The 25,880-nt window shown below is 63.3% G+C and carries 27 protein-coding genes; 6 read left to right on the top strand and 21 right to left on the bottom strand.

Annotated elements, in window-relative coordinates:
- Positions 1-82: 82 nt before the first annotated feature.
- Entirely contained in the window at positions 83-415 is a 333-nt protein-coding gene (locus ACQY4S_RS21795; protein ID WP_428483390.1) for an IS1 family transposase, read from the bottom strand.
- The gene (locus ACQY4S_RS21800; protein ID WP_428483389.1) at positions 349-804 is read right to left on the bottom strand and encodes an IS1/IS1595 family N-terminal zinc-binding domain-containing protein; all 456 of its coding nucleotides are present in this window, start codon (positions 802-804) and stop codon (positions 349-351) included. Before ACQY4S_RS21800 ends, ACQY4S_RS21795 begins: the two co-directional genes overlap by 67 nt.
- A 187-nt stretch (positions 805-991) precedes the next feature.
- Between ACQY4S_RS21800 and rpmB the strand changes: the two genes are divergently transcribed.
- Positions 992-1,297, top strand: coding sequence for a 50S ribosomal protein L28 (rpmB, locus tag ACQY4S_RS21805; protein WP_428487297.1), 306 nt, complete (start codon positions 992-994; stop codon positions 1,295-1,297).
- 43 nt (positions 1,298-1,340) lie between these two features.
- Here the strand turns inward: rpmB and ACQY4S_RS21810 are convergent, their stop codons facing one another.
- Together ACQY4S_RS21810 and ACQY4S_RS21815 are read right to left on the bottom strand one after the other, a co-directional pair.
- On the bottom strand, positions 1,341-2,753 hold the full coding sequence (locus ACQY4S_RS21810; protein ID WP_428487298.1) for a dihydrolipoyl dehydrogenase family protein: 1,413 nt from the start codon (positions 2,751-2,753) through the stop codon (positions 1,341-1,343).
- The gene (locus tag ACQY4S_RS21815; RefSeq protein ID WP_428487299.1) at positions 2,746-3,423 is read right to left on the bottom strand and encodes a TVP38/TMEM64 family protein; all 678 of its coding nucleotides are present in this window, start codon (positions 3,421-3,423) and stop codon (positions 2,746-2,748) included. The genes ACQY4S_RS21810 and ACQY4S_RS21815 overlap by 8 nt, the downstream gene beginning before the upstream one ends.
- Before the next feature lie 119 nt (positions 3,424-3,542).
- Here ACQY4S_RS21815 and trxB point away from each other — a divergent pair, with 119 nt between their 5' ends.
- Complete coding sequence (gene trxB, locus ACQY4S_RS21820; RefSeq protein WP_428487300.1) at positions 3,543-4,511, top strand: thioredoxin-disulfide reductase; 969 nt, start codon at positions 3,543-3,545, stop codon at positions 4,509-4,511.
- Between the two features lie 248 nt (positions 4,512-4,759).
- Positions 4,760-5,644, top strand: coding sequence for a LysR family transcriptional regulator (locus ACQY4S_RS21825; protein WP_428487301.1), 885 nt, complete (start codon positions 4,760-4,762; stop codon positions 5,642-5,644).
- A gap of 160 nt (positions 5,645-5,804) precedes the next feature.
- Here ACQY4S_RS21825 and ACQY4S_RS21830 read toward each other — a convergent pair whose 3' ends face one another.
- Positions 5,805-6,713, bottom strand: coding sequence for a LysR family transcriptional regulator (locus tag ACQY4S_RS21830; protein WP_428487302.1), 909 nt, complete (start codon positions 6,711-6,713; stop codon positions 5,805-5,807).
- A 94-nt stretch (positions 6,714-6,807) separates the two neighbouring features.
- Here ACQY4S_RS21830 and ACQY4S_RS21835 point away from each other — a divergent pair, with 94 nt between their 5' ends.
- Entirely contained in the window at positions 6,808-7,710 is a 903-nt protein-coding gene (locus ACQY4S_RS21835; RefSeq protein WP_428487303.1) for an alpha/beta fold hydrolase, read from the top strand.
- 612 nt (positions 7,711-8,322) lie between these two features.
- On the opposite strand, the gene ACQY4S_RS21840 is transcribed toward ACQY4S_RS21835, so the two are convergent.
- The 3 genes from ACQY4S_RS21840 to ACQY4S_RS21850 are packed head-to-tail and all read right to left on the bottom strand — an operon-like array spanning position 8,323 to position 12,208.
- Positions 8,323-10,002, bottom strand: coding sequence for a M3 family oligoendopeptidase (locus tag ACQY4S_RS21840; RefSeq protein ID WP_428487304.1), 1,680 nt, complete (start codon positions 10,000-10,002; stop codon positions 8,323-8,325).
- Positions 10,003-10,005: 3 nt separating this feature from the next.
- Positions 10,006-11,784: an ABC transporter ATP-binding protein/permease gene (locus ACQY4S_RS21845; protein ID WP_428487305.1), complete on the bottom strand. Its 1,779-nt coding sequence runs from the start codon at positions 11,782-11,784 to the stop codon at positions 10,006-10,008.
- Positions 11,785-11,791: 7 nt separating this feature from the next.
- Complete coding sequence (locus ACQY4S_RS21850; RefSeq protein ID WP_428487306.1) at positions 11,792-12,208, bottom strand: DUF1499 domain-containing protein; 417 nt, start codon at positions 12,206-12,208, stop codon at positions 11,792-11,794.
- A gap of 193 nt (positions 12,209-12,401) precedes the next feature.
- On the opposite strand from ACQY4S_RS21850, the gene ACQY4S_RS21855 reads away from it, so the two are divergent.
- Positions 12,402-13,235, top strand: coding sequence for a TauD/TfdA dioxygenase family protein (locus tag ACQY4S_RS21855; RefSeq protein WP_428487307.1), 834 nt, complete (start codon positions 12,402-12,404; stop codon positions 13,233-13,235).
- 100 nt (positions 13,236-13,335) lie between these two features.
- Here ACQY4S_RS21855 and ACQY4S_RS21860 read toward each other — a convergent pair whose 3' ends face one another.
- The 5 genes from ACQY4S_RS21860 to ACQY4S_RS21880 are packed head-to-tail and all read right to left on the bottom strand — an operon-like array spanning position 13,336 to position 16,344.
- The gene (locus ACQY4S_RS21860) at positions 13,336-13,749 is read right to left on the bottom strand and encodes a hypothetical protein (protein WP_428487308.1); all 414 of its coding nucleotides are present in this window, start codon (positions 13,747-13,749) and stop codon (positions 13,336-13,338) included.
- Positions 13,746-13,922, bottom strand: a complete 177-nt coding sequence (locus ACQY4S_RS21865) for a hypothetical protein (RefSeq protein ID WP_428487309.1) — start codon at positions 13,920-13,922, stop codon at positions 13,746-13,748. Before ACQY4S_RS21865 ends, ACQY4S_RS21860 begins: the two co-directional genes overlap by 4 nt.
- Before the next feature lie 13 nt (positions 13,923-13,935).
- Positions 13,936-14,481, bottom strand: coding sequence for a 3-phenylpropionate/cinnamic acid dioxygenase subunit beta (locus tag ACQY4S_RS21870; protein WP_428487310.1), 546 nt, complete (start codon positions 14,479-14,481; stop codon positions 13,936-13,938).
- Entirely contained in the window at positions 14,478-15,842 is a 1,365-nt protein-coding gene (locus ACQY4S_RS21875; protein ID WP_428487311.1) for an aromatic ring-hydroxylating oxygenase subunit alpha, read from the bottom strand. The genes ACQY4S_RS21870 and ACQY4S_RS21875 overlap by 4 nt, the downstream gene beginning before the upstream one ends.
- Positions 15,843-15,876: 34 nt before the next feature.
- Positions 15,877-16,344, bottom strand: coding sequence for a molybdenum cofactor biosynthesis protein MoaE (locus ACQY4S_RS21880; RefSeq protein ID WP_428487312.1), 468 nt, complete (start codon positions 16,342-16,344; stop codon positions 15,877-15,879).
- 398 nt (positions 16,345-16,742) lie between these two features.
- Here ACQY4S_RS21880 and ACQY4S_RS21885 point away from each other — a divergent pair, with 398 nt between their 5' ends.
- Entirely contained in the window at positions 16,743-18,068 is a 1,326-nt protein-coding gene (locus ACQY4S_RS21885) for a cytosine deaminase (protein ID WP_428487313.1), read from the top strand.
- Positions 18,069-18,306: 238 nt separating this feature from the next.
- Here ACQY4S_RS21885 and ACQY4S_RS21890 read toward each other — a convergent pair whose 3' ends face one another.
- The 8 genes from ACQY4S_RS21890 to ACQY4S_RS21925 all read right to left on the bottom strand — a co-directional run bounded on the left by ACQY4S_RS21890 (position 18,307) and on the right by ACQY4S_RS21925 (position 25,709).
- Complete coding sequence (locus ACQY4S_RS21890) at positions 18,307-18,849, bottom strand: Uma2 family endonuclease (protein ID WP_428487315.1); 543 nt, start codon at positions 18,847-18,849, stop codon at positions 18,307-18,309.
- Positions 18,850-18,981: 132 nt separating this feature from the next.
- Complete coding sequence (locus ACQY4S_RS21895; RefSeq protein ID WP_428487316.1) at positions 18,982-20,190, bottom strand: ABC transporter substrate-binding protein; 1,209 nt, start codon at positions 20,188-20,190, stop codon at positions 18,982-18,984.
- Between the two features lie 76 nt (positions 20,191-20,266).
- Positions 20,267-20,896, bottom strand: coding sequence for a uracil phosphoribosyltransferase (upp, locus tag ACQY4S_RS21900; RefSeq protein ID WP_428487317.1), 630 nt, complete (start codon positions 20,894-20,896; stop codon positions 20,267-20,269).
- A gap of 92 nt (positions 20,897-20,988) precedes the next feature.
- Positions 20,989-22,218, bottom strand: coding sequence for an AMP-binding protein (locus ACQY4S_RS21905; RefSeq protein WP_428487318.1), 1,230 nt, complete (start codon positions 22,216-22,218; stop codon positions 20,989-20,991).
- Entirely contained in the window at positions 22,209-22,982 is a 774-nt protein-coding gene (locus ACQY4S_RS21910) for an ABC transporter ATP-binding protein (RefSeq protein ID WP_428487319.1), read from the bottom strand. Before ACQY4S_RS21910 ends, ACQY4S_RS21905 begins: the two co-directional genes overlap by 10 nt.
- Positions 22,979-23,755 (bottom strand): ABC transporter ATP-binding protein, encoded by a 777-nt coding sequence (locus tag ACQY4S_RS21915; RefSeq protein ID WP_428487320.1) that lies wholly within the window; start codon positions 23,753-23,755, stop codon positions 22,979-22,981. Before ACQY4S_RS21915 ends, ACQY4S_RS21910 begins: the two co-directional genes overlap by 4 nt.
- On the bottom strand, positions 23,752-24,828 hold the full coding sequence (locus tag ACQY4S_RS21920) for a branched-chain amino acid ABC transporter permease (protein ID WP_428487321.1): 1,077 nt from the start codon (positions 24,826-24,828) through the stop codon (positions 23,752-23,754). The genes ACQY4S_RS21915 and ACQY4S_RS21920 overlap by 4 nt, the downstream gene beginning before the upstream one ends.
- Positions 24,828-25,709 (bottom strand): branched-chain amino acid ABC transporter permease, encoded by an 882-nt coding sequence (locus ACQY4S_RS21925; protein WP_428487322.1) that lies wholly within the window; start codon positions 25,707-25,709, stop codon positions 24,828-24,830. Before ACQY4S_RS21925 ends, ACQY4S_RS21920 begins: the two co-directional genes overlap by 1 nt.
- Positions 25,710-25,880: the final 171 nt, after the last annotated feature.

Here is a 25,880-nt window from a genome sequence, read left to right on the forward strand (position 1 = left end):
CGTGAGCCGTGCAATGCACCATAATTTAACGTCTGTTTCTTATGCCTGAAAATTAAAAGCGGCCGTTCCGGATTTGAGAGTTCTAACCAAAGATAGCCAAGAACGTCTTGGCATAAGTGGCATAGTTTTCCGGATCTTGCAGGTGGTGGAGCAGGCGCAGTGACAGATCGACCATGGTGGGACACTTGGACACGACCTTGGTCTTGCGTCGAAAGCGAGCGAGATAATGCCTGACGTTGCTGTTGTCCTGCTCAATGGGGAAGGTCAAGTCCTTGCCGGTGAACAGTTGATCCTCCGGGATCAGCCGGTGGTAACCCTCCCAATCATCGGTGACGAAGGTCTTGCCGCTCAGGCCGACCTTGTCGAGCAGGCGGCGGCAGGTTGCATCATCACGCCCACCCAGAACCCAGGCCACAACGCGGCGTGTATCAACGTCATAGGCGCGCCAGACCCACAGCTTGGCAGACTTTTTTTGATGAAGTGCCACATCTCGTCCGCCTCGACCGTGATCACCTGCGCCGCTACCTCAGGCTCCGGCAAGGCGGAGGCTTCGGCTCGCACCCACTTCAGCACCGCCACGTCGCTGACACCCAGCAGGCGTCCGATCATGCTAAAGCTCATGTTGCCCATGCCATACAGCAGCATAGCCAGCGCCTTCATCGCAGGCGGCTTGCCCCGCAACGGGGTATCGGTGAAGTTGCAGCCACAGCGATGACACCGGTAGCGCTGGTGGCCGCGCACCGTGCCGCTCTTGACGTAGTCCAATCCTCCGCACTGCTTGCAGTTCAAACCATCCGCAGACATTACAGCCTCCAGCCCAAAAACCGTCAGTCTAGCAAAGCTGGCAGATATCTCAAGTTAGAACTCTCCCGGATTTGGCTAGCTCCGGAAATTCAACCTAGCCCACTATCAACTTGCCCCATCGCTTGACGCTGACCGCCTCGGCCGCCATAACCCGCGCCTTACGATCTGGACCAAGGGATTAAGTGCGATGGCGCGCCGCTGTGAGATTACCGGCAAGGCTGTTTTAAGCGGCAACAACGTCAGTCATGCCAACAACAAGACCCGGCGCCGGTTCCTGCCGAACCTGCAGGTCACGTCGCTGCTTTCCGACGTTCTAGGACATTCGGTGCGGCTTCGCCTGTCGACCCGCGCCATCCGCACCGTCGAGCATAACGGCGGCATTGATGCGTTCCTGCTTGGCACCGCCAACACCAAGCTGACGCCCGAAGGCTTGGTCCTGAAGCGCCGGATTACGCGGGCACAGGCCAAGCGCGCAGGCTCTGCCGCGGCCTGAAGCCGTTTCGATCGGGTGCTATGGCGCGCCAGTCTCGTTGTTGTTAACATATTCGGCTCAGTAACCGCACCAAGGTCTTGGTCCGGTCTGAAAACAGCCGCGACGCGAAGAATGTGCCAACCGCCCGCTTCGCCGCCTCCGAGCGGGTAGGATAAGGCACGATCATCCCGGCCAAAGCAGACAATGGTGTGCGCCGAGCGATCGCCAGACTCCACTGGCTGATCATCTCCCCGGCGTGAGGCGCAAGGATTCCCGCCCCAACGATCCGGTTCCGGCTGACCACCAGCTTTACCAACCCGGCTGTGTCGTCCTCGGCCACGGCGCGGTCGTTGTCCGCCAGCGACCAGCGCAACAGTCGCGGGGACAGTCCCGCCGCGGTTGCTTCGGCTTCCGTCAGACCGGTCTGAGCCAGTTCCGGATCGGTGTAGGTGACTCTCGGCAGAGCCGCGTAATCAACCCGCGCCGGCAGCCGGAACAGAATGCGTCGGATGACGATGCCGGCGTGATAGGATGCGACATGGGTGAACGCCCGCGGTCCAACCCCGGCGGGATCGGCGATGTCGCCCACCGCGTAGACCCGCCGGTTGGTCAGGCTGCGCAGGCCGCGATCGGTTGCAATTCCGGCCGAACCGGCCTGGATGTTACCCGCTGGCAGGTCCAGCGCCGCCAAATTCGGCGTGCGCCCGGCCGCCACCAGCAGGTGCGAGCCGCTGATCTGGCTACCGTCGGCCAGAATGAGCACCGGACCTGCCGCCACGCTGGATACCGACGCATCTTCCCGGATCGTTATGCCGCGCGCGGTCAGGGCAATCCGCAGGCCGGCGGCAAGTTCGGCATCCTCCTTCGCGGCGATCTGCTTACCCTCCACGACAGTGACCCGACACCCCAGGCCGGCGAACGCGTCCGCCATTTCCAGACCAATCGGCCCGCCGCCCAGGATCAGCAGATGGTCCGGCTTTTCAGCCAGATCGAACAGGCTTTCATTGGTCCAATAGGCAACCCGGTCGAGTCCCTCGACCGCGGGCACGGTCGCTCGACTGCCGGCTGCCACGACAAAGCGCCGCGCGGTGATGGCCTTCCCTGCGACCGAGATCGTGGCGGGATCGAGAAAGCGGGCTTCGCCTTGCATCACCACGGCGCCAAGCGCCCGGTAGCGTTCCGCGGAATCGGCCGGTGCGATGTCCTTGATGACCGAGTGGACGTAATCCCTCACCTGATCCCAGATGATCACCGAGCCATCCACGGTGATCCCGAACCGACTCACGTCCCGCACCGCGCGAGCCGCACGCGACGCCGCCAACAGCGCCTTGCTGGGAACACAACCTGTGTTGAGGCAATCGCCGCCCATGCGCCCGCGCTCGATCAGCACGACGCGCGCACCGAGCTGGGCCGCCCCCGCGGCGACGGACAGGCCGGCCGACCCGGCGCCGATAACCGCCAGATCGAAGTCAGGCATGTGTCCCCCAACGGCTGCGTAGCAGCACGGGCAACAGCGACAGCGCGGCCAGCCCCAGCAGCGGCAGGATGATCCACGGCGCGAACAACACCGAAAGGTCTGGCGTGCGGCCTTCCGCCAGGATGCCGCCGACGCCGGACCCGATCGAGCACAGCACGAGACTGTCCGGAATGATACCCAACACGGTGGCCGGCACGAACACGCGCAACCGCATGCCGCAAACCGCCGCGGCCAGATTGACAACCCAGAACGGCACCAAAGGCACCAGCCGCAACGCCAGCAGATAGTTGAATCCATCCCGTTGCAGGCGGTCACGGACCGATGTCACGAGTCCTCCACCCCGTTGTACCAGCGTGTCCCCAAGCGCCGAACGCGCCGCGACAAGCAGCAGAGAGGCACCAGTCGTCGCGCCGACAACCGTCAGCACGCAGCCGAGAACCGTGCCGAACAGCAATCCGCCGGCCACCGTCAGCACCGTCGCATTCGGCAACGACAGTGCCGCGGTCAGGATATACGCCAGCACGAACAGCAGAACCGCGGCCACCGGGTGCGCCGCGACCCATCGCGTCATCGCATCCTGGTTGTGCGCCAGCGTTGCCCAACTGATCCGGCGGCCAGCCACGAACGCCAGAGCGACCGCAGCGCCGATGACCAGCAGCAACAAGACCATTCGGCGATGACGGCGCATGTCCCGACAATGCGGCGGTACACCGCGGTTGTCGCGTCAAAACCGCATGCCGCGACCGACACTTGCTTGTTCGCTCGTCTGGCGCGCCGATATATTCTCGCATGAGCGAGACACACCACACCAAGGTCCTGATCATTGGCGCCGGACCCGCCGGCTACACTGCGGCGATCTACGCCGCGCGCGCCAACCTGTCACCCATCCTGGTCGCCGGCCTGCAGCCGGGGGGGCAGCTCATGATCACCACCGACGTGGAAAACTATCCCGGCTTCTCCGACGTCATCCAGGGCCCGTGGCTGATGGAGCAGATGGAAGCGCAAGCCACCCATGTCGGCACGCGCATCATCCACGACATCATTACCGAGGTCGATTTCAGCCGTCAGCCCTTCCGCTGCCGCGGCGACGGCGGCGACACCTACATCGCCGACTCCATCATCATCGCCACCGGCGCCCAAGCCCGTTGGCTCGGCCTTGACTCCGAGCAGAGCCTGCAAGGCCGCGGCGTCTCCGCCTGCGCCACCTGCGACGGGTTCTTCTATCGCGGCAAGACAGTTGCCGTCGTCGGCGGCGGCAACACGGCGGTCGAGGAGGCGCTGTACCTGACCCACCATGCCGACAAGGTCACGCTGATCCATCGTCGGAACGAGCTGCGGGCCGAGAAAATCCTGCAAGCCAGATTGTTCGCGCATCCAAAGATCAACGTTATCTGGAACAGCACGGTGCAGGAGATCATTGGCGGCGGCATGCCGGAGGCCGTGGTCGGAGTCCGGTTGCATGACACGGTCGCCGACACCGAATCGGTCTTGCCGGTGGACGGCGCCTTCATCGCCATCGGCCATAGCCCAACGACCTTGGTTTTCAGCGGTCATGTCGAGATGGATGAGGAGGGCTACATCACCACCGCGCCTGGCAGCACGCGTACCTCCGTCCCTGGTGTGTTCGCCGCGGGCGATGTCCAGGACAAGGTGTTCCGTCAGGCGGTTACTGCCGCCGGAACTGGCTGCATGGCGGCTCTGGAAGCTGAAAAATTCCTCGCGGAGCAGACAATTCGGCCCGCGCTTGCGGCGGAATAGGCAAAATCATCCCAAATCACCAATTTCTGCCCCGGGAATCGTGAAAGAGTGTTTAGTCTCATGTCATCTTACATACGCATGATGCGGCTGTGATCTAGCGCGTGATCGCCTGAGGCTGACCAGTCAGAAGGCGTGAATCACGCGATCAACAAGGGGTAGACCATGATCGGACGCCGGCGAGGATGCAACCTCAGACGATCATGGTCTAACCCACAGGTCAGGCCCCGCCCTCAGGGAGAGGCTTTGTAATGGACTGGGACAAGCTGCGCGTTTTCCACGCGGTGGCGGAGGCTGGCAGCTTCACGCATGCCGGCGATACCCTTAGCCTCAGCCAGTCCGCGGTATCCCGCCAGATCTCGGCCTTGGAGGAAGCGCTTCAGGTTCCCTTGTTCCATCGCCATGCGCGCGGCCTGATCCTGACCGAGCAGGGCGAGTCGCTTAATCGTACGGTGCGCGAAGTGTTCGCCAAGCTCGCGATCACCGAGGCGCTGCTGACCGAGAGCAAGGAAAAGCCGGCCGGCCGCCTGAAGGTGACCACCACCGTTGGCTTCGGCGCATCCTGGCTCGCGCCGCGGCTACATGGCTTTCTGGAAGCCTACCCGGACGTATCGGTGTCGCTGCTGCTGGACGACGCGGAGCTTGATCTGGCGATGCGAGAGGCTGATGTGGCAATTCGCATGCATCCGCCGAAGCAGCCCGATCTGGTGCAACGTCATCTGATGACGCTGCAATGGCATATCTGCGCGTCGCCGGAATACCTGAAGAAGCATGGCGTGCCGCAACGCGCCGAAGACCTGGACGCGCATCGCCTGATCATGTTCGGACAGCACCATCCGCCGGTGCAGGAGATCAACTGGCTGGCCGAGGCGGGACGCCGGCCCGGCAATCCGCGGCGGGCGGTGCTGGAGGTCAACTCAACCCAGGCGATCCTGCTGGCCATCCGCTCCGGCATGGGCATCGGCGTCCTGCCGGATTTCGCGATGACGGACAATCCGGACCTTGTACAGGTGCTGACCGATCTGAAAGGCCCCAAGGTGGACGTGTTTTTTGTCTATCCGGAGGAGTTGCGGAATTCAAAGCGCGTTGCGGTATTCCGCGACTTCCTGCTGGCCCGGCTGGCGGAAATGCACTAATCGGCGACCGTCACGGCTGCCGACGAGGGGATTTGGGAAGTAACGGAAGGGAATGTATGTAAGGGAGCCGGGTGAGCTGACGGAAAACCCCTACTCGGAGATACCCGCACATTCCCTCAATCCGACCCGGTTGATACCGCTTGCGCGATCAACACAATTCTCATGCTTCCCGGCAACTGCTTTCTGCATAGCGTGTCAGTTCCAACGCCAGGTAATCGAACATTAGCCGGATCCGACGATTGCCGCGCAAGTCGGGATGCATCGCAACCCACACCTCCATAGAAAATATCAGCTCGGCATGAAGCACGGGAACGAGATTGCTGTCTCTCCTTGCGATTCCAAGTTGGCTTGCGCCGATGCCGAAACCTGCACGTAATGCCGCGAGCTGCGCAAGATCGCTATCCGAGCGAAACCCGAACATATCGCGGGTGAACGACGCTTCCATCGTCTCAATCATCCGCGCGTACGCTTGGTCACGATCATATCCAATCAACGCGTGTTGACGCAGATCCTGGATGCTCCGTGGCATTGCATGCGCTTGCAGGTAACGCCGGTGGCCGTAGAGTCCGGCGTCGATCCGCCCGATTCGTTTGGCAACCAGCGCGCCCTGGGTGGGCCGGACCATCCGGACGGCGATATCCGCATCGCCGCGCAACAAATCCTCATTGCGGTTCGACAGTGCGAGCTCCACCGAGATTTGAGGGTGAAGAGCATGAAAGTCCGCGAGGATCGTGGGGAGAACTTCGCCTCCAATGACTTCGCTGGCGGTGATGCGTATGGTTCCTCGCTCCTCATCGACCTCACCGGATGCAGAGCGCTGTGCTGCCTCAGCGGCGGCGGCCATAGCCTCTGCCGACGGGATCAATCGCAAGCCCGCTTCTGTCGGTGACAGGCCATCAAGCGAGCGAGTGAAAAGCTTGACACCGAGCGACGCCTCAAGGGCGGCCACTTGGCGACCCATGGTGGGCTGTGTGGTTCCAAGCGCGCGGGCGGCGCTGGACAGGCTTCCCGCGCGCACAACCGCGAGAAACGCCCGGAATAAGTGCCAATCTGGAATTTGCGTAGCCATGCGTTACTGTATACGCAATGTGCATTGTTAGGCGATTAATGTTTATAAAACGGCGGCTTAGGATGCGGACGATCAACCAGACCTGGAGAACTCCATGGCCATGAAACTCACGTCCCCCGCCCTGGTCGGCACTGCCCCGGTTCCCGCCATTACCCCTATCCCTCACATGCAGGCCGTAGGCTCAACAGCCTCGGAGACCCGCTTCCTGGCCGTCGATGGCGGCCAAATCGCGTATGACGACACCGGCGGAAATGGCCCGCTGATCCTCGCGATTCCAGGCATGGGGGATCTGCGGTCTGAGTATCGGCTGTTGCGCCCGGAGCTACAGGGAGCAGGCTACCGGGTCGTTACGATGGATGTGCGTGGCTTTGGTGAGACGTCGGCGCGGTGGGATGATTACTCGGCGCACGCGGTGGGCGGCGATGCGCTCGCCTTGATCGGACATCTCAATGCGGGTCCGGCAGTGATCCTCGGCAATTCGTTCGCTGCAGGGTCGGCGCTGTGGGCAGCGCACGACGTGCCGGCGCGTGTCAGCGCCGTGGTGCTGCTGGGTCCCATTGTGCGTGACCTGAAGGCGCCGTGGTGGGCAATGCTCGCTCTGAAAGCCGGCCTTGCGGGACCGTGGCGCGTGTGGTTCTGGAGCACTTACTGGAACAGTCTGTTCCCGACGCACAAGCCCGCGGACCAGGACCAGGTCAAAGCTGCAATCACAAGAAATCTGAACGAGCCAGGACGGATGGCTGCGCTTCAAGCGATGATCGGCCTCTCCAAGGCCGACACTGCAGCCATCTTACCCGCGAGTCGGGTGCCGGCCCTCATCGTGATGGGTACCCGCGATCCGGACTTCCCTGATGCAATAGCCGAAGCTCGTTGGCTCGCCACGCAGCTTCACGCCGACAGCCTGATTGTAGACGGGGCGGTGCACTATCCACACACCGAGATGCCGGAGAGGGTTGCGCCTAAGTTGCTGTCCTTCATTGCTCAAGCGCATGGCTAACTTTCAGAAGCCGCTGCATCAGTAAGGCGCGCTGAAACCGCTTCATTGGCCCGCTCGATGCTTGCGGCTTGTTGATGGCTGATGAGAGCCGCCTCGTTATTTCTGGCGGCGAGCATCGACTGCTGTGTGGGAGGATCAGTTCGGTGGTCCACTTTTCACTCGATCAACGACCCGGCTGCTGCCGACAGACCTTGCCTAGAGCGTGATCGCCTGAGGCTGACCCAGTCAGAAGGCGTGAATCAAGCGATCAAACAATAAGTTAAAGCGCGATTCGTGGGTCAACCTAAACCATTCGCGCTTTAACGCGTGATGATCCATGCGGGAGCGATAAAGGCTTCCGCCGGGACCATGCCCTGCGCGGCAACCGTAGGACCCGACAGCATTGGCGGTGTAGTCCGGCTCACCGCAAGCAAGATTGTCGGCGCGGAGGTGCTGTCCCTATCCGGCCAAGCTTGAGTTTAAGACGTTTACATGGGTTTTACGGCCCATTGCTCCCCAGGCCCCACGACGTGATGCGACGATGAAACAAGCCTTGGGTTGCCGCTCATGCGGCAGACGGCGGTAGCCATGAGCCACGATGGCTAGAGGAAAGTGCGCCAGGATCATGGTTGGTTACACCCCGAGAACCACTGCCGCCTCCCGCACCACATCCGACAAAGCCTCGTCGGCGAACGGCGAGACCAAACCGGCGGAACTGACCAGATCCTGAAATGGCGCCGAACCACCGCGTCCGCATAGCGCAACATAGGCCTCCAGCGCCGCCTGATAGTCCCGCCGTGAGCGGACCCAGAACTGCATCGCGCAGCACTGCGCCAGGGTGTAGTCGATGTAGTAGAATGGCGAGCCATAGATATGCGGCTTCGCCTGCCAGCGGCCGCCCTTGTTCAGGAATTCCAGGTCGCCGTAATCGGTCCACGGCATGTAGATACGCTCCAGCCGGCGCCACATCGCGTGACGGTCCGCCGGAGAGGCATCAGGGTTGGCGTAAACCTCATGCTGGAAATGATCGACGCAGACACCGTAGGGCAGGAACGCCAGCGCGCCGATCAGGTGCATGCGGCGGAAGCGATCGGCGGCGGCCTCACCCACCAGCTTGCCGATCCCGGGATAGGCCAGGAACTCCAGGCCCATCGAATGGATTTCCGCTGCCTCCATCGTTGGCCACAGATAATCCACGCCGGGCTGCTCGCGGCTTTGCCAGTTCTGGAAGGCGTGGCCCATTTCGTGCGTGAACACGCCAATGTCGTGATGCGTGCCGTTGAAATTGGCGAAGATGAACGGCACGCCGACGGTGGGGAACGAGGTGCAGAAGCCGCCGCCCGCCTTCCCTGGCCGGTTCTTCAGGTCGAGAAACCCGCCCTGGTTCATCAGGCCGTAGAACGCGTCCAGCCGCGGGTCCATGCCTGCGAACATGTCCTGCGCCCGCGCCACCAGCGTATCATGGTCGCCAACCGGCCTGGGGTTGCCGGCGGGATCGATCAGCGCCTCATCCCAGAAGCGCAGCCGGTCCCAACCATGTTCGGCCCGCCGCGCTTCCAGCAACCGGGCGACCAGCGGCACCACATGGGTGACCACCTGCTCACGATAGCGCGCCACGTCATCGGGTCCGTAATCGACCCGTCGCAGCCGGCGATAGCCCAGCGGCGTATAGGTGGCGAAGCCCAGCTTGCACGCCATGCCGTGGCGCAGTCTGACCAGTTGATCGTACAACTCATCCAATTCGGCGCCGTTGGCTGCGAAGAAGCCCCAGCGCACCTGCTCCGCCCGATGGCGGACCGCCCGGTCCGGATCCTCGGCATAAGGCCCCAGTCCAGCCAGGTTTACCGTCTGACCGTCAATCTCCAGCTTCGCGGAGGCGAGCAGTTCGGTGTAGCGGGCGGTAAGCCGGGATTCTTCTTCCAGTTCCGGCTTGATGGCGGGATCAAAGGTGGTGACATCGGTCTCCCAAAGCCGCAGCGCGTGCTCGCCCACCAGGGCGGCAAGGCCTATCCGATCGGGATCGGACAGAAGGCGGCGCTTGAGGCCGGTTTCCAGGTCGGCGGCCTCCGGTGCCAGGGTATCGGCATAGTCCCGGGCAGCGCGCGCCGCCGCATCGGCGGTATCCTGCGCGAAATGCAGATGCACCAGCGCCGACCATGTGTCATAGCCCCGTCGCAGCCGGTCCCATTCGTCCAGCGCGCCAGCACGGTCCCCGCTGTCCAACGTTGCACCGATCGCGGCATAGCGATCGCCCAGTTCCGCCTGGGACGGTGTCGGTTCACTGATAGCCTCGAAACGCAGCGCCGTGGTCATCTTCTATTCTCCCGCCGCTTCGGGCATGACAGACGACGGTATCATCGTGCCGGGCGTGTCCAGGTCTCGTCTGAACGTCAGCCGCTGTTCGTGAAAAGCCGCCACCGACGGGCGGTGCGCGATGGATACCAGCGTGGCGTTTGGCAGCCGTTTCTTCAGAACGCGATAAAGCTCCTCCTCGGCTTCCGGATCCAGGCTGGCGGTGGCCTCGTCCATGAAGATCCAATCCGGCTTCGCCAGCAGTGCCCGGGCGAAGGCCAGACGTTGCTGCTCGCCCATCGACAGGCGCATCGGCCAGTTGTCGTCGCTGTCCAGCCGGTCGCAAAGCTGTGGCATTCCACAGTCACGCAGCACCTGAGCCATGTCCTCGTTGCTGAAGGCATCCACCGCATTCGGATAGGTGATCACGTGGCGCAAGGTGCCCAGCGGCACATAAGGACGCTGCGGCAGGAAGAACGAGTTTGGCGGAATCTGAACCCGCCCGGTTCCGAACGGCCAAATGCCGGCGAAGGCGCGGAACAGGGTGGTCTTGCCAGATCCCGAGCGGCCGGTAATGACCACGGAATGGCCTGGGGTCAGCATCAGATCCGCGCCTTCTAGCAGCTTGGTCCCGTCCGGCAGGCTCATGGTCACGTCATGCAGCCGCACGTTTCCATCCGACGCCACGGCGGACACGAAGCCTTCGGCGGCGGCGGCACGCGCCTTGACGATCGCCCGATGGAAGGTCGACAGACGCTCGACGATGGCGCGCCAGGTGGCAAGCTGGGCATAGGCCGAGACAAACCACGACATCGAGCCTTGCACGGAGGCGAAGGAGCCGACGGTCTGCATCAGACCACCCAACTGCATGGCACCGGAGAAATAGCGGGGCGCGGCGACGACGATCGGGAAGATGACGGCAACCTGGTCATAGCCCACGACCAGCGAGTTCAGCAGCTTCGTTCGCGTCATGATCTGCCGCCAGTTGACGACAACGGCGGCGAAGCGCTCACGCAGCGAAACGGTTTCCTCCTGCTCGCCGCGATACAGCGCAATGCTTTCCATGTTCTCGCGAATGCGAACCAGGGCGTAGCGGAAGTCCGCCTCCACGCGCTGCTGCTTGAAGCTTAGAAGCGCCAGCGGTCGCCCGACGAGGTGCGTCAGCCAGGTGCCAATGACGGCATAGGCCAGGGCGACCCAGACCATGTAGCCCGGGATCGGAATGCCCAATACCTCAATCGCGCCTGACAGACCCCATAGGATGCCAACGAAGCTGCACAGCGACACGATGTTGGACAGCAGCCCCAGGCTTAAAGTCAGGGTGTTGTCGGTGAAGTCACGCAAATCCTCCGCCACCCGCTGGTCGGGATTGTCGGTGCCCACCGCGGCCCGGTCGGTGGTCAGGCCAATACGATAGTAAGCGCGGTCGGCGAGCCATTCGTGCAGGAACTGGCGGGTCAGCCAGCGTCGCCAGCGGATCTGCAGCAACTGGTTCAGATAGACCTCATACACCGCCAGGATGATGTGGATGGCGGCGACCTCACAGAATCCCGGCAGCAGGCCGATCGGGGTATTGCGATAGAGGAACAGCAGCTCCAGGAAGGCTCGCCAGTCCTTGTTCTGCAACGAGTTGTAGAACTCCCGCCGCCAGAAGCTCAGGACGACGCTCAGGCCCACCAGTGTCAGGTCCATGGCGATGATCGCCAACAGCAGGCCGCGGGCGGACCAGCGTTCCTCCGACGTGACGAAGTAGGGGCGGGTCAGCCGCCAGGCGTCTTTCAGGAAAGGACCGATACCACGCATGAACGGGTCATCTCTCGCTAGATGGGGGGAGTTTCTTGTCGATCGCGCCAAGCCAGGTTTCGACGCGCTGGCGGTTCACGCCGAGGTCGCCCCTGCCATACACACTTCGAGAATACAGGATCAGGTCGCTGGTGTCTTGCGCCTCCGGCCGCACCTGAACCATGACCAGGTCCGGGAAATTGAACAATGCGCTGCGGACGACGTAGTGGACCTGACGCTGGTCCGTGTAGACCGCGGCCTGGTATGTGCGGGGCTGGCGCATGGCAACCGCCTGGACCAGGGCGAAAAATCGATCCGCCGATAGCTTGTAGTGTGGTGTGATGATGTCAGGCTTCGGGCTGAAGCCGCTCGGTGCGGCGAGGGCGGTATTGGCGCTGGCATTGCGGATAATGTGCGCCACGTCCATCAATGGCGGAGTCGGCAAACCCTGCGCCCCTGGAAAGCCACAGGCGGGGAGAACGAGGCCCAGGAGCCAAGCAAGCGGGTTCATACAGCGGCGGTTGGCTTCATCGGTTCCGTGATGCCTGGATTGCTGGAACGCGGCAAGAGGATTACGGTAATTCGATTGTCTCCGGGCACGGTGGCGGAGACGCCGACTGCCGCGCGCGGGAGGATGCATGCAAAGCAACACGATCAGGGTCTCGCCAGTCGGTGCAACCGTCGGCGCCGAGATTGCCGGCGTAAACCTCGCCGAACCCTTAATCGATCAAGCGGTGGCCACGATCAGACTCACGCTTGCCGACCGCGGTGTGGTGTTTTTCCGCGACCAGACGCTGAGGCAGGACCAGCACATCGCGCTGGCGCGCCAGTTCGGCGCCATCAACATCAACCGCTTCTTCGCCCACGTTGAGAACTATCCGGAAATCGCGCTGGTGGTGAAAGAGCCGCGGCAGACCCGGAACATCGGCGGCGGCTGGCATACCGACCACAGCTACGACCAGATCCCGGCGATGGGGTCAATGCTGTATGCGCGGGAGGTGCCGCCGACCGGCGGGGATACGCTGTTCGCCAGCATGTATGCCGCCTATGACGCGCTGTCCGACGGGTTGAAGCAGACGCTGCTGGGCCTGCGCGCGGTGCATTCAAGCCGGCACGTGTTCGGTGTGGCGCGCGACGACATGAAGGGCCGTATCGGCAATGCGGAACTGGCGACGCAGGATGCGGTGCACCCGGTGGTGATCACGCACCCGGACAGCGGCCGCAAGGCGCTGTATGTGAACCCCGGCTTCACCTTGCGCTTCGACGGCTGGACCGACGAGGAATCGCGCCCCCTCCTCGATCTTCTCTACCGCCACGCCGCTCGGCCTGAATTCACCTGCCGGTTTGCCTGGCGCACCGGGTCGATGGCGTTCTGGGACAACCGGTCAACCTGGCATTACGCGCTGAACGACTACCAGGGTGAGCGGCGGCTGATGCACCGGATCACGCTGGAGGGATGTGAGATCGGTTAGAGCGTGATCGCCCGAGGCTGAACCAGTCAGAAGGCGTGAATCACGCGATCAGACAACGAGTTAAAGCGCGACTTCTGGATCAACCTAACCCAATCGCGCTTTAGACGGTCACGGCCGTGAAGTCGACGCCCAGGAAGTCGTCGGTATATTCACCGCGCGACACCTTCACCGTAATGCCGTCCACCGTGCCGCAATCCAGCGCCTCGGACCCGGCGATGCGGCCCGGTTCGGCCAGATCATCCAGCCGATCAGCAAAGCCAGCCGCGAGGTCAGCCGGAACGCGCCAGACGAACGCGCTTTTGTCGCGGCGCTGAACGCCCGCCGAACCAGCCGAACCGGTCAGCAGCAAGTCGATTCCAGCAGTCCGGCAGAACCCCAGGTCGCGAAACGCAAGGTCCCTGCCCTCCCGCGCGAACCGCCGCAACACGCCGCCGAGTGCACGGATATCCTCGGCTTCGGCGAGCATCAGGATCATCGGGTTGAAGTCGCTGGGCAGGAAGCCGATGCGCATCATGCGGTCTCCACCACGTCGGTCGCGTGGCATAGTTCCTCGCTGCCGACGGCCTCGCCGGACAGAAGCCTGACCCGAAGCCATTCGCCGTCGCCGATGTTTTCCGTCACCTCGGCGGTCAGGCCGCCGGCGATGAGCAGCTTCGTGCCGACTGGGATATCGGTGACCGCCAGCATGATGGGTCCTCCGTCAGAACAGGATGCTCAGGTTTTTCGCCAGCAGGACGTTTTGCTCCAGGATCAGTTCGCGCCGAACGATCAGCCAGCCGCCATCGTGCCGCCGCAGGATGTCGGTGCGGCGGCCGATGAAGGTCTGGGTCTCGTACTCGACACGGTTCTGGTGCACCAGAAAGCGGCAGCCGACCGTAACTTCGGCCGGGTCGTCCACCGATGGCCTGACGTCGAGCAATCGCACGTTGCTGACCATGTGGGTGACGCGGGACAGCGGTTCCTCGGCATAATGAACCCCCGTCAGGATCTGCTCGACGCGTTTGCCCAGCGTCCACTTGTCTTCGTCGAACCAGGAGATGCCCTCGCCTTGGCGGGTGTTTTCCTTCTCGGCGTGCTGACCAAACTTCACGTTGCGACGGATCGGCATGAAGTAGACCAGATCCTCGGCCAGCAGATCAAGCCAGTCATGGAATTGCCGCTGATCCAGCAGGTCCGCTTCCCTGTACAGGAAATCCTCGATCTCCTGCTTCAGGGCGAACCAGGACAGCCCATGCTGCACCGTCATTCCGCGGCTTGCCGCAGGGCATCGGACCGGCCGAGCAGGGACTCCCAGACTTTGCCTTTGAGGTAACGGGCATAGACCTGATAATAGTTGCGGGCGTTCTGCTCGGTGATCTGCATGCTGACATCGCCGCGGATCGGATCATTGCGCCTATAGGCGCCCATCGACTGCTGGTAGTTGAATGGATAGCGGCGGGCGATGGTGCCGGTGCTCGCGGATGTCGCATACAGCCAGTTCTCCATGTCGTCCTGCTCGGTCATGCCGGCGGGACCGGAATAGCGCATGTAGAAGCGACGCAGCACGTCCTTGACCTCGGCTGGCGCATCGGCATCGACCAAAAAGAAGCGCCAGGCTTCGGTTTCGGTCGGGCTGTGCGGATGCCAGACACAAAGGCCGCGGGGCTGGCGTCCGTGATAGGATGTGTTTGGGAACAGGTTGCCGGTGAACGGCATGATCCGCGCCTTGTCGCCCTGCCGGCGCTTGCGCTCCTCGAAGCAGTGCCGAAAGTATTCGTCGACGATCGGGTACTGCACGTAGGATGGTTGATACGCGTGGTCCTCCGGCATCCAGACGCTGTGCACGCCATGCCCTTGCGGGAAGCTGACCCAGACGTGCTGGCCCTTGTTGTACTCATTGTCGCGCCGTCCGGATTGGCCAGCCCCGTTATGACCAGTTCGGGCGCTGGGGCCGATGCCGATCATGTCCACTGATCGATGCGACGGATTATGGTAGGTGTCGCCGAGGAAATTCTCGGCGGCGAACTTCCAGTTCGCGGGCAGGATCCATTTGTGGATGCCGATGACCTCCGATCCGCCAGGCCGTCCGTCGCGGCAATCCAATACCTGGTCCAGATGGTCCACCGCGTCGCCCAGATAGGTCATGAAGTCCGGTGCCTCGGGATCCCACGATGCCCAGACCGTGCCCTTGTAGCGATGCAGCTTCGGCACCTCGATCAGCGACCAGTCGGCGCGGTCCAATTGGCCTTCGTACAACACCCGATACAACGGCACGCCTTGCAGCTTGCCGTCCGTGGTATAGCTCCAGGAATGGTAGGGGCAGACGAACAATGAGGTGTTGCCGGATTCGTAACGGCACACCTTCATGCCGCGATGGCGGCAGGAGTTCAGGAAGACATGTACCGCACCGTGGGTGTCGCGGCACAGGATGACGGATTCCCCGCCCATGCGGGAGACGAAGAAGTCGCCGGGATCGGGGATCTGGCTTTCGTGGCCGACGAACAACCAGGCGCGGGTAAACAGCTTCTCCAGTTCCTCTCGATGGAAGTCGGGCGAGACAAAGATCTCGCGGCTGATGGTGCCGCGATCGGTGTCGATCATGTCATCGATCGGCAGTGTTGTCGTCATTCCGCCTCTCCCCTGCTACACTTGAACCGTCAGGTCATGTCGTCATCCAGCGTGACGCGGCGGCGTCATCTTCCTCGCGCGCGTCCACCCAGGCGCCGTCGCCAGTGGTGAAATCCTCGCGCTTCCAAAACGGCGCCTTGGTCTTCAGCCAGTCGATCAGGAAGCCGGTTGCGTCCAGCGCCGCCTGCCGGTGCGCCGAGGCGGTGAGCACCAGCACGATGTTCTCGCCCGGGCGCAGCGCGCCAATGCGGTGGATCACGGTGCAACCGAGAAGCGGCCAGCGGTGCATCGCTTCATCGGTAATGCGGGCGATGGCACGCTCGGTCATGCCGGGATAGTGTTCCAGCGTCATGCCCGCGACGGCCTGCGCCGCGCCCTTCACGTTGTCCCGCACGGTGCCGACGAAGCAGCCGATCCCGCCAATATCGGTGCGACCGGCCGTCAGCGCGGCGATCTCCGCGCCAACGTCGAAATCCTCGGTCTGTACCTTGATGTGCGCCATGACAGATGAACGCTACAGGCGATCCGCCGATTTGTCATGCGGCGAGCAGGGCGGCTCTGCTACCGATATCGCGATCTCTCCCGGTGGTGCCACACTATTGCCCCTGAACCTCCCAACGCCGGACATGAACCAATATTACATAGCCCCTGTGCCCCAGGGCACATCTTCGGCACCTCAGTCGCGGCATTGTCGTGTCACATCAAAGGGGACAGATCATGCGCGCCTACATTCGAGCGATTGCGATCATTCTGGGACTGATCGGCACTTATGCGGCGCTGGTTCCGCTGGTGAGCTGAGCCGCCGGCCCTGCCCGCATCCGGTCATCGGTCTATTGCAGGCTCGTTCATCATGCCGCTGCGAGGTATGGTTCATCAGGTTCACGCACATCGGATGCCACCATGATCGCTTTCTGGTTTCCCACTTCCCTGCCCTCCGACACATGGCTTCGACGGGTACGGGTGCCGCACGCGCTGCTGGACAACATGACGGCACCCGTAGACGCCGAGGGGCTGGCATTGCTGGACCTGCGCATCACCGCCGGACGCATCGCCGTCGTGGCGCCAGCCGGGACGGCGGAGGCTGGCATCGACCTTGATCGTGGCCAGCTCTGGCCCTGCTTCGTCGACGGGCACGTGCATCTGGACAAGACGCAAACCTGGCCGCGGCAGCCCAACCCGGACGGCACGCATTCCGGTGCCAGGAACGCCGTCATCGCCGACCGCGGCCGCTTCTATTCAGAAGCCGATATCGAGCCGCGCTTCGACTTCGGATTACGCTGCGCCCACGCCCACGGCACCGCCGCGATCCGCACCCATCTGGATAGCGACTGGCCGAACGCCCGCGCGCATTGGGCGGTGTTCCGCCGGCTGCGCGACGCCTGGGCCGGACGGATCGATTTGCAGGCTGTCTGCCTCTGCCCGCTGCAACGCTTCGCCGGCGATGACGGCACAGCGCTGGCCAACGAGGTCGCCGCGTCCGGCGGCATCCTGGGCATGACAACCACCGGTGAAGCCGGCCAGGCCACCTCCCCCGCATTTCAGGCGCTGCTGGACCGGTTCTTTGATCTGGCGGAGGAGCGCGGGCTGGCGCTGGACCTGCATCTGGACGAAACCGGCGATGCTTCGTCGCGCACCCTGAACGCAGTGGCGCGCACCGCGCTGCGCCGGGGGTTCAAGGCGCCGATCCAGGTCGGCCATGTCTGCTCCCTGTCGATGCAGTCGGAAGACGATGCGATGGCCACGATCGGACTGTGTGCGCAGGCCGGGCTGCGGGTAATCAACCTGCCGATGTGCAACATGTATCTGCAGGGACGCGAAGCCGGCCGTACCCCGCGTTGGCGGGGCATCACCATGGTGCATGAATTCCGCGCCGCCGGCGTGCCGGTCGCCTTCGCCTCCGACAACTGCCGCGATCCGTTCTACGCCTACGGCGACTACGACATGATGGAGGTGTACCGGGAAGCCGTGCGCATCGCGCAGCTCGACCACCCGTTCGGCGACTGGGCGGCTTCAGTGGCTGCAATCCCAGCCGCCTCCTGCGGTTTCCCCGATCGCGGGCGAATCGGTGTCGGCGCACCCGCCGACCTCGTCCTGTTCCGCGCCCGCTCCATGACCGAGCTTCTCGCTCGCCCGCAATCCGACCGGGTGATCCTGCGCGGCGGTGCGGTGCTGGATGCGACGCTGCCGGATTTCCGGGAAATGGACGCTATCGTGGGCGCGCCATGATCCCCTTTCAGCCAGTCACCAGCACATGCTTGGCAGGTATCGGAGGACCACGCTGATCTTCCATGGCCCAAGGCCGTAGCTCGCCTTTGTCGCGAGTGGCTCCGCCAAAACCAATCACGGTTGACCTGAGCCTCCCCACCATACGAAGGAATTCGCCAGACTGATCCGTGGCGCCGCACTACTGGCGCTGACGGATGAAGCCTTGGGGCATCGGGAGTGCCGGCCGATGCTGGCGGGATCAATCGTCGGTTTCAGGCGACGGCAACTCTATGTTGGCATACAGGTCCTTCAGCCGCAGTTCGACGCCAATCTCCGGCATCGCCAGAACAGCGTCATCGAGCAGCACTGTGCCAACCCAGTTGCTGCCGTCGCGAGCGAAGACCGTGGCGCCGACGCGGACCTGTTCCAGCATCACATAACGCTGGATCGAGGCGGTCGCGGCGTATTCCGCGTTCTTGGTCACCCGGTCCATGGCGGCTGTACTGGCTGACAGGACTTCGAACACGACGACCGGACTTGGAAGAATGTCGGATTGCCCGTCAATCGGGGAACAGGTGACCGCGGCGTCAGGGTAGCGCACCCGACCGGCGACCAGGATTTTTACATCGCCGCGATAGACACGGCATTGGTTCGAAAGCCTGTTCTCGAGCAAGTTCGCCAGCCTTGTCGCAATCGCCGAATGATTAAGCGTCCCACCCGTCATGGCGGAAGGCGCGAACCCGTCGAACTCGTAGCGCAATTCCTGCCGGCGTTCCCACTCCAGGAACTCATCGACCGTCATCGGCTTGCGCTGTGCGATGCTCGTACCTGTGTCATATCACATTCACGGTCGAGCGCACTGCGGTTCGGCGCCCGTTGCGCGCCAGCCAGAACCCGCCCTTGCTAAGTATTCGGCCGCCGTCACTGGCGTGGCTTACGCTGTCGTCCCCTCCAGCACCTTGCCGAACAACTCGAAGTGCTGGCCGGTCCAGCGCGTCAGTTGCATCTGCTGGATCGGGTGAAAGTTGGTCGCGCTGGTATTGACCTTGATTCCGGGCAGCAGCACGGGAACCTCCACATCGTGCAGGCTGGCGGCCTGCTTCATGATGTTGCTGCGAGAAAAGTCTGTGCCGCACTGCTTCAGCACCTGCCACAGGCACATCGTCACGCCATAACCGAATACTGTTCCGCCATCAGTCAGGTCCGCATCCGGCATGTACTTTGCCATGAAGCCGCGCCACTGGTTCATCCCTCCATCGTTCTTCCAGCTTGGGTCCGTCGGGTCCTTCAGATAGGCCGCGCTGATCAGACCAACCGCGTTCTCCGGCCCAGCCGGGGTGATGACGGAACCCACCGAGATAGACACGTTGGTCAAGAAGTGCAGCGGTTTCCAGCCGAGGCCGGCAATCTTGCGGATGGTCTGCGCGGCGAATTTTGGCGTTGCGGCGGTAATCAGGACATTGGCGCCGGCACCCTGCAACGCGACCGCCTGCGAATCGATCGTCGCATCGGTCGTTTCATAAGAGACGACCTTGACCACCTTGCTGTCGAAGTCGGCACCCAGAACGTCGCGCACACCGGCCGGATAGTCTTTGCCGAAATCGTCGTTCTGATAAAGGATGCCGATCTTCGCGTCCGGCTTCTCCCGCAGAATGTAACGCGTATAGATCTGAGCCTCGGTCCGGTAGCTCGGCTGCCAGCCCATCACCCACGGTGCGGTTTTCGGCTCGCCCCACTTGCTGGCGCCGCTGCCCAGGAACAGCAGTGGCACGCCCTTGCCATTGGTGTAGCGGGAAATCGCGGTGTTGGTCGGCGTGCCGATGGTGGCGAAGATAAAGGCGACCCGATCCTGCTCCACCAGGCGGCGCACCTGGTCCACCGTCTTGGGCGGACTGTAGCCATCATCCAGCGAATCATAAGTGATCATCCGCCCGCCGACACCGCCTTGGTCGTTGATCATCTTGAACACGGCGGCCTCGGTACGGGCAATGATCCCGTAGGCTGAGGCAGGGCCGCTGTAGGCGGCGGTATTGCCGATCTTGAGCTCGGTCGCCGTGACGCCCGGCGTGTCGGCGCGCGCGCCACGGACGGTGACAGGCAGACAGGTCGCGGCAAGGCCAGCCAGGAACATGCGTCTGGACATCGGTTTCCCCTTTTTTGTTTCGAAGGAACTCTACATGGTTGGCTCCGTCGGGGTGGAAAATTCCTTGCGAGCCTGCTCACCGCGTTCCGTAAAACCGGTCGCCCGCGTCGCCCAGCCCAGGCCTGATGTAGCCATGGCTGTCCAGCTCCCGATCGATCGCCCCGGTGAACACCGGTACGTCCGGATGCGCCTGGGTAAACCCGGCAATCCCCTCCGGCGCAGCCAGCAGGCAGACGAACTTCATCGTAGCCACGCCGGCCTGCTTCAGGCGGAACGCGGCGGCCGTGGCGGAATGGCCGGTCGCCAGCATCGGGTCCACCAGGATAACCAGCCGCTCCGCGATGTCGTTCGGCAGCTTCAGGTAATACTCCACCGGTTGCAGCGTGACGGGATCACGATACAGGCCGATATGCCCAACCCGGGCCGAGGGAACCAGGTCCAGCATTCCGTCTAGAATCCCATTGCCGGCACGCAGGATGGAGACGATGCACAGCTTCTTTCCCGCGAGGTGCTCCGCCCGCATCGTCTCCAGCGGAGTTTCAATCTCGACCGGCTCCAGCGGCAGATCACGCGTGACCTCATAGGCCATCAGCAGGCTGATCTCTCGCGCGACTTGGCGGAACTTTCCGGTTGTGGTGCCTCTGTCGCGCAGCAACGTCAGCTTGTGACGCAGTAGCGGATGATCCAGCACGGTCACCAGCGGCATGATTTCGCCTCCCCCCTGGCCGCGGGATCGACCGGATCAATACCCCATCGCGGTTTCCCGCGCCGGCTCCCAGTGGCCATCCTGTCGGCGCTTCAGGCGGGAGCACCCTGCATCAAGCTATGATGGCGTGCATCCGGCTGGTGGCCGGTCGGAACGGGTTCGTCAATGCGGTGGATCGTGATGCCCAGACAATTTGCCCAATCCTGTGTCGCCGCGCTGACCGGTCCGCCGCCGACATAGGCCAGCCGCAGCTTGTTCAGCCCCAGTTCGCGCCGCACCGCACGAAGCACAAGCAAATTGGCCAGCGCCGAACCGAGGCCGCCCCTGGGGCTGCCGCTGGGACTGCCCCTGGGACTGCCCCTGGGACTGCCATGTCTTCCGGCGCGCAACGCCCACTCATAGGCCATCCGCTGCGTCGCCGTGGCAGCCTTCGCGAAGCGCGAGGCACGGCCATGCAGGTGCGCCCAGGCCTCGGCGTCCGCACCCAGGACCGTCGGCTGCAACTCCTGCAGGTTCTCCGCCGCGGTGTCCGGACTCTCCAGGTAGTTGCTGATGCAACCAGCATCCAGCGCAACATACAGGCCCCACACGCGCTCCTCCAGATCAGCCAGCCGCAACACCGCCAGCCGCTCGTCGTTCGGCCGAAGCGGCAGCCTGGCGCGGGCGCCGGCGACCATTTGCAGCACCTCGCGGTGAGTCAGGACGCGTCCTTGCGGCCGAGGCTCGTCGCGCGGGAACAGCATGACCGCCGGCTGGTCCGGCATGACGGCGTTGACCGCGGCACTCCAGTCGGCCGCGCTGCTCCGGCCGGCCGCGCCACTGGGGGTGACGAAGCTGGCCAGACTGACACATGCTTGATCCGAGAATTCCCGCAGCCCCTTCATGTCGAAGATGACAATGCGGACCAGCGCCGGACACCGGTCGCGGACCGTCAGGATCCTGTCGAGCTGTTCCTCGCTCTCCACGAACACCAAGCGGCAGCCGGTGGATTGCAGGATATGTCCGATCCGGTCGGCATCCTCCTCCGGGTGGATCATGATACTGGCGGCGCCGGTGCCTTGGATCGCCAGATCGGCATAGACAGCCTCTGGCTTGGTTTCAGACATGATCGCCGCCGAACCGCCGCGGCCAAGATCGCAGGCGAGCAACGCCTCGCCGATCGCCTTTACCTGGTCCGCCAGTTGCGACCAGCTTACCGCCTTCCAGATGCCGCGGTCCTTGCGGCGCAGAATGGTCTTGGCGGCGTGCATCGAGGCGCGCTGAGCGATCAGCGCGGGAATGCTCGCGGCGAAATCGGGCGTGCCGTTGCTGGCTAATTCCACAATCGTTTCTTCTTCCAGCGTCGCTGGCCGCGAACGCCTGCTTCCTTCTGGCCCAGGTAGAATTCCCTGATGTCGGCCCGTTGCATCAGGGTCTTGCAGTCATCCGCGGCGACAATGCGTCCGACCTCCAGCACATAGCCGAAATCGGCGGTCTGCAGCGCCAGGTGGGCATTCTGCTCGACCAGCAGGATGGCGACGTTCTGCTCCTGGTTGATGCGGCGGATGATGCCGAAGATCTGCTGCACCAGCAGCGGCGACAGGCCCAGCGACGGCTCGTCCAGCAGCAACAGCTTCGGTTTGCCCATTAGCGCCCGCCCGATTGCCATCATCTGCTGCTCGCCGCCCGACAGCAGACCGGCGCGCTGATGCTGGCGCTCCTGCAGCCGCGGGAAATAGCTGAAGCAAAGCTCGATATCCTGGGCGATGCCGGCCGTATCGCGGCGCGTATAGGCGCCCATCATCAGGTTTTCCCGTACCGTCAGGAACGGAAAGGTCTCGCGTCCTTCCGGCACATGGCAAATGCCGCGGCGCATCACCTGATCGGGCGGCAGGCGGGCAATGTCCTGTCCGTCAAATACCACCTGACCACGCTCGGGATCCAGCACGCCGGAGATGGTGCGCAGCACCGTCGTCTTGCCGGCGCCGTTCGCTCCCAGCACGGTAACGATCTGCCCGGCATCGACATCAATCGTGACACCACGGATCGCCTGGATCGGACCATAGAAGGTCTCGACGGAATTCACCCGCAGCAGAGGCTCGGTCATGCCGCCGCCTCCAGATCGCCGCCGAGGTAGGCGCGAATCACTTCCGGATGAGTCTGCACCTGCTGCGGCGTCCCCATCGCCAGGACCTTGCCATAGTTCAGCGCCATCACACGGTCGGACACCTGGTTCACCAGCGCCATGTCGTGCTCCACCATGATAACGGTGATGCCGAGGTCCTGCTTGATGTCGTCGATCCAGAATCCCATGCCTTCGGTTTCCTCGACGTTCAGGCCGGAAGACGGCTCATCCAGCAGCAGCAGCTTCGGTTCCATGCAGAGCGCCCGTCCGAGTTCAACCACCTTGCGGACACCGTAAGGCAGGTTGGCGATCAGCGACTCACGATACCTTTGCAAGCCGAGGAAGGCGATGACGTCCTCCACCTTCTCCCGGTGCTTCAGTTCCGTCCGCCGGACCGAGGGCAGGAACGCCATCTGCGGCAGGAAGCCGACGCTGGAGTGGCAATGCCGCCCGATCAGCAGGTTCTGCAGCAACGTCGCGTTGGCAAACAGCTCGATGTTCTGGAAGGTCCGCGCGATGCCAAGTCCGGCGATGCGGTTGGCCGGCGTGCGGGTGAACTCCTGCCCTTCGAACAGCAGCCGGCCAGAGGTCGGGGTATAGATGCGGCTGATCAGGTTGAAAATCGTCGTCTTGCCGGCGCCGTTCGGGCCGATGATCGCGAAGACCTCGCCGTGATGCACATCGAAACTGACCGAATCGACCGCGCGGATGCCGCCGAAACGCACCGAGATGTCGTCGGCCTGGAACAGGATCATCGCAGCCGCTCCGACTTCGCATAGGATTTCTGCCGGCGGAAGCCAGCCTGCCGCTTGAACGGAAATTCCTGGAACCAGCTCTTCACCTTCAGCCACATCCCGTTCAGGCCGCCTGGCTGGAACAGGATCACCAGGACCAGGACCAGACCGAACAGCGAAGGCTCCAGCCCTGGCAGGCGGCCGATGCCGAAGGGCAGGTCATCGCGCACGATGGCGATCAACTGCGGTAGCAGGCGGACGAACATCGCCCCCAGGATGGCGCCGCGCAGCGACCCCAGGCCGCCGATGAAGACAATGGTGACGAACTGCACCGACAGCAGGACGTCGAAGGCATCCGGCGCCAGGTAGCGGACGTAATGCGCGAACAAGGCACCCGCCAGGCCGGTCATGCCGGCGCTGATGGCAAACGCCAGCGTTTTGTACCAGGCCAGGTTGATGCCCATGCTCTGCGCCGACACCTCGCTGTCGCGGATGGCGACCATGGCTCGGCCGACCGGGGAGCGCAGCAGGTTGGCGGAAATCCACAGCACGAACAGCAGCACGACAAGGGAGACGTAGTAGATGCCGGTGGCGCCGTCGACCGGGATGCCGAAGACATACGGCGTCGGCACGGCGAAACCGTCGAACCCGCCGGTCACCGCGGTCCATTTCTGGAAGACAGTGCCGACGATGCTGCCGAAAGCCAGGGTGGCAATGGCGAGGTACAGCCCGCTCATGCGCAAGGTTGGCCGGCCGATCGCGGCGCCGCACAATGCGGTGAAAAGGCCTGCGAGCGGCAGCGTCACCAGGAACGGCACCCCCTGCGCCAGCAGCACGGCGTTGAAATAGGCACCGATGCCCAGGAACGCGGCATGGCCCAGGCTGATCAGGCCGGTGTAGCCGACCAGCAGCATCAGGCCGACGCCGGCGATGGCGAAGATGAACACCGCGCCCAGTTCGCCAATGTAGAATTCGCCCAATACCTGCGGCGCGATCAGCACAAGGACCACCAGCAGGCCATACCAGAAGCGGTCGCCGTTGTGGCGAAACAACGCGATATCCTGCCGATACTGGGTGCGAAACAGATGGCGCATCAGACCCGCTTTCCCATGCGTTCGGCGAACAGGCCCTGCGGCCGGATCATCAGCATCAGCAGCAGAACGACGTTCGACGTGACCTCCTGGAAGCCGGCGGGCAGCTTGTAGCCGGCGAACTGCTCGACAATGCCGACGATGACGCCGCCGATCAGGCAGCCCGGTATGCTGCCAAAGCCGCCGATCACCGCCGCGGCGAACGCCTTGATGCCGAGTGACCCCATGTTCACGTCGATCATCGAGACCGGCGACAGCAACACGCCCGCCAGGCAGGCGACGCCGGCACTGATCGCCCAGATCAGCGAGAAGATCCGGCGCACCGGAATACCCATGTAATAGGCGGCAAGCTGATTCTGCGACGCCGCCTGCATCGCCACCCCGACTCGGGTCTTGCTGAAAAACAGGTACAGCACAGCGCACAGCAGGACCGTGCCGACGATGATCGACAGATTATCCTGGCCGAGGATCAGGCCGCCGACGTTGACCGTCTTGTTGGTGAACGGCGTATTGAAGCCGACCGAGTCATAGCCCCAGGTAATGCCCGCGGCGGCACGGAATATGAATCCCAGCCCCAAGGTCAGCATGACCACGGCGAACTGCGGCTGTCCAATGACTCTTCGTATCACGAACGCATCCAGCACATAGCCGAATGCCGCGGTAATCACGATCGCCAGGAAAGCACCGACCCAATACGGCAGGCCGAAATGGACGATCAGGCTGTACGCGACGAAGCCGCCCAGCATCATGATGTCGCCCTGGGCGAAGTTCACCATCTCGGTGGCTTTGTAGATCAGCACGAAGCCAAGGGCGATCAGCCCGTAGATACAGCCTGCCGCTGCACCGTTGACGACAAGCTGCAATACACGCGCAGCATCTTCCACCGCGGATAGCCTCCCTGACTGAGACCAGGATCGTCTCTTATATTATTCGCTCGGAAGATAGATTGCCGCCCGCCCGCGCGTCAATCTCGGGCCTGCGGCGGGGAGGAAGGCGGGGGCTCCGCCCCTCGACCCCGCCAAGGGCTGACGCCCGTGGAACCCATTTAGGGGTTT

It is taken from the genome of Rhodopila sp. (genome assembly GCF_965276935.1).
Lineage (GTDB): Bacteria > Pseudomonadota > Alphaproteobacteria > Acetobacterales > Acetobacteraceae > Rhodopila.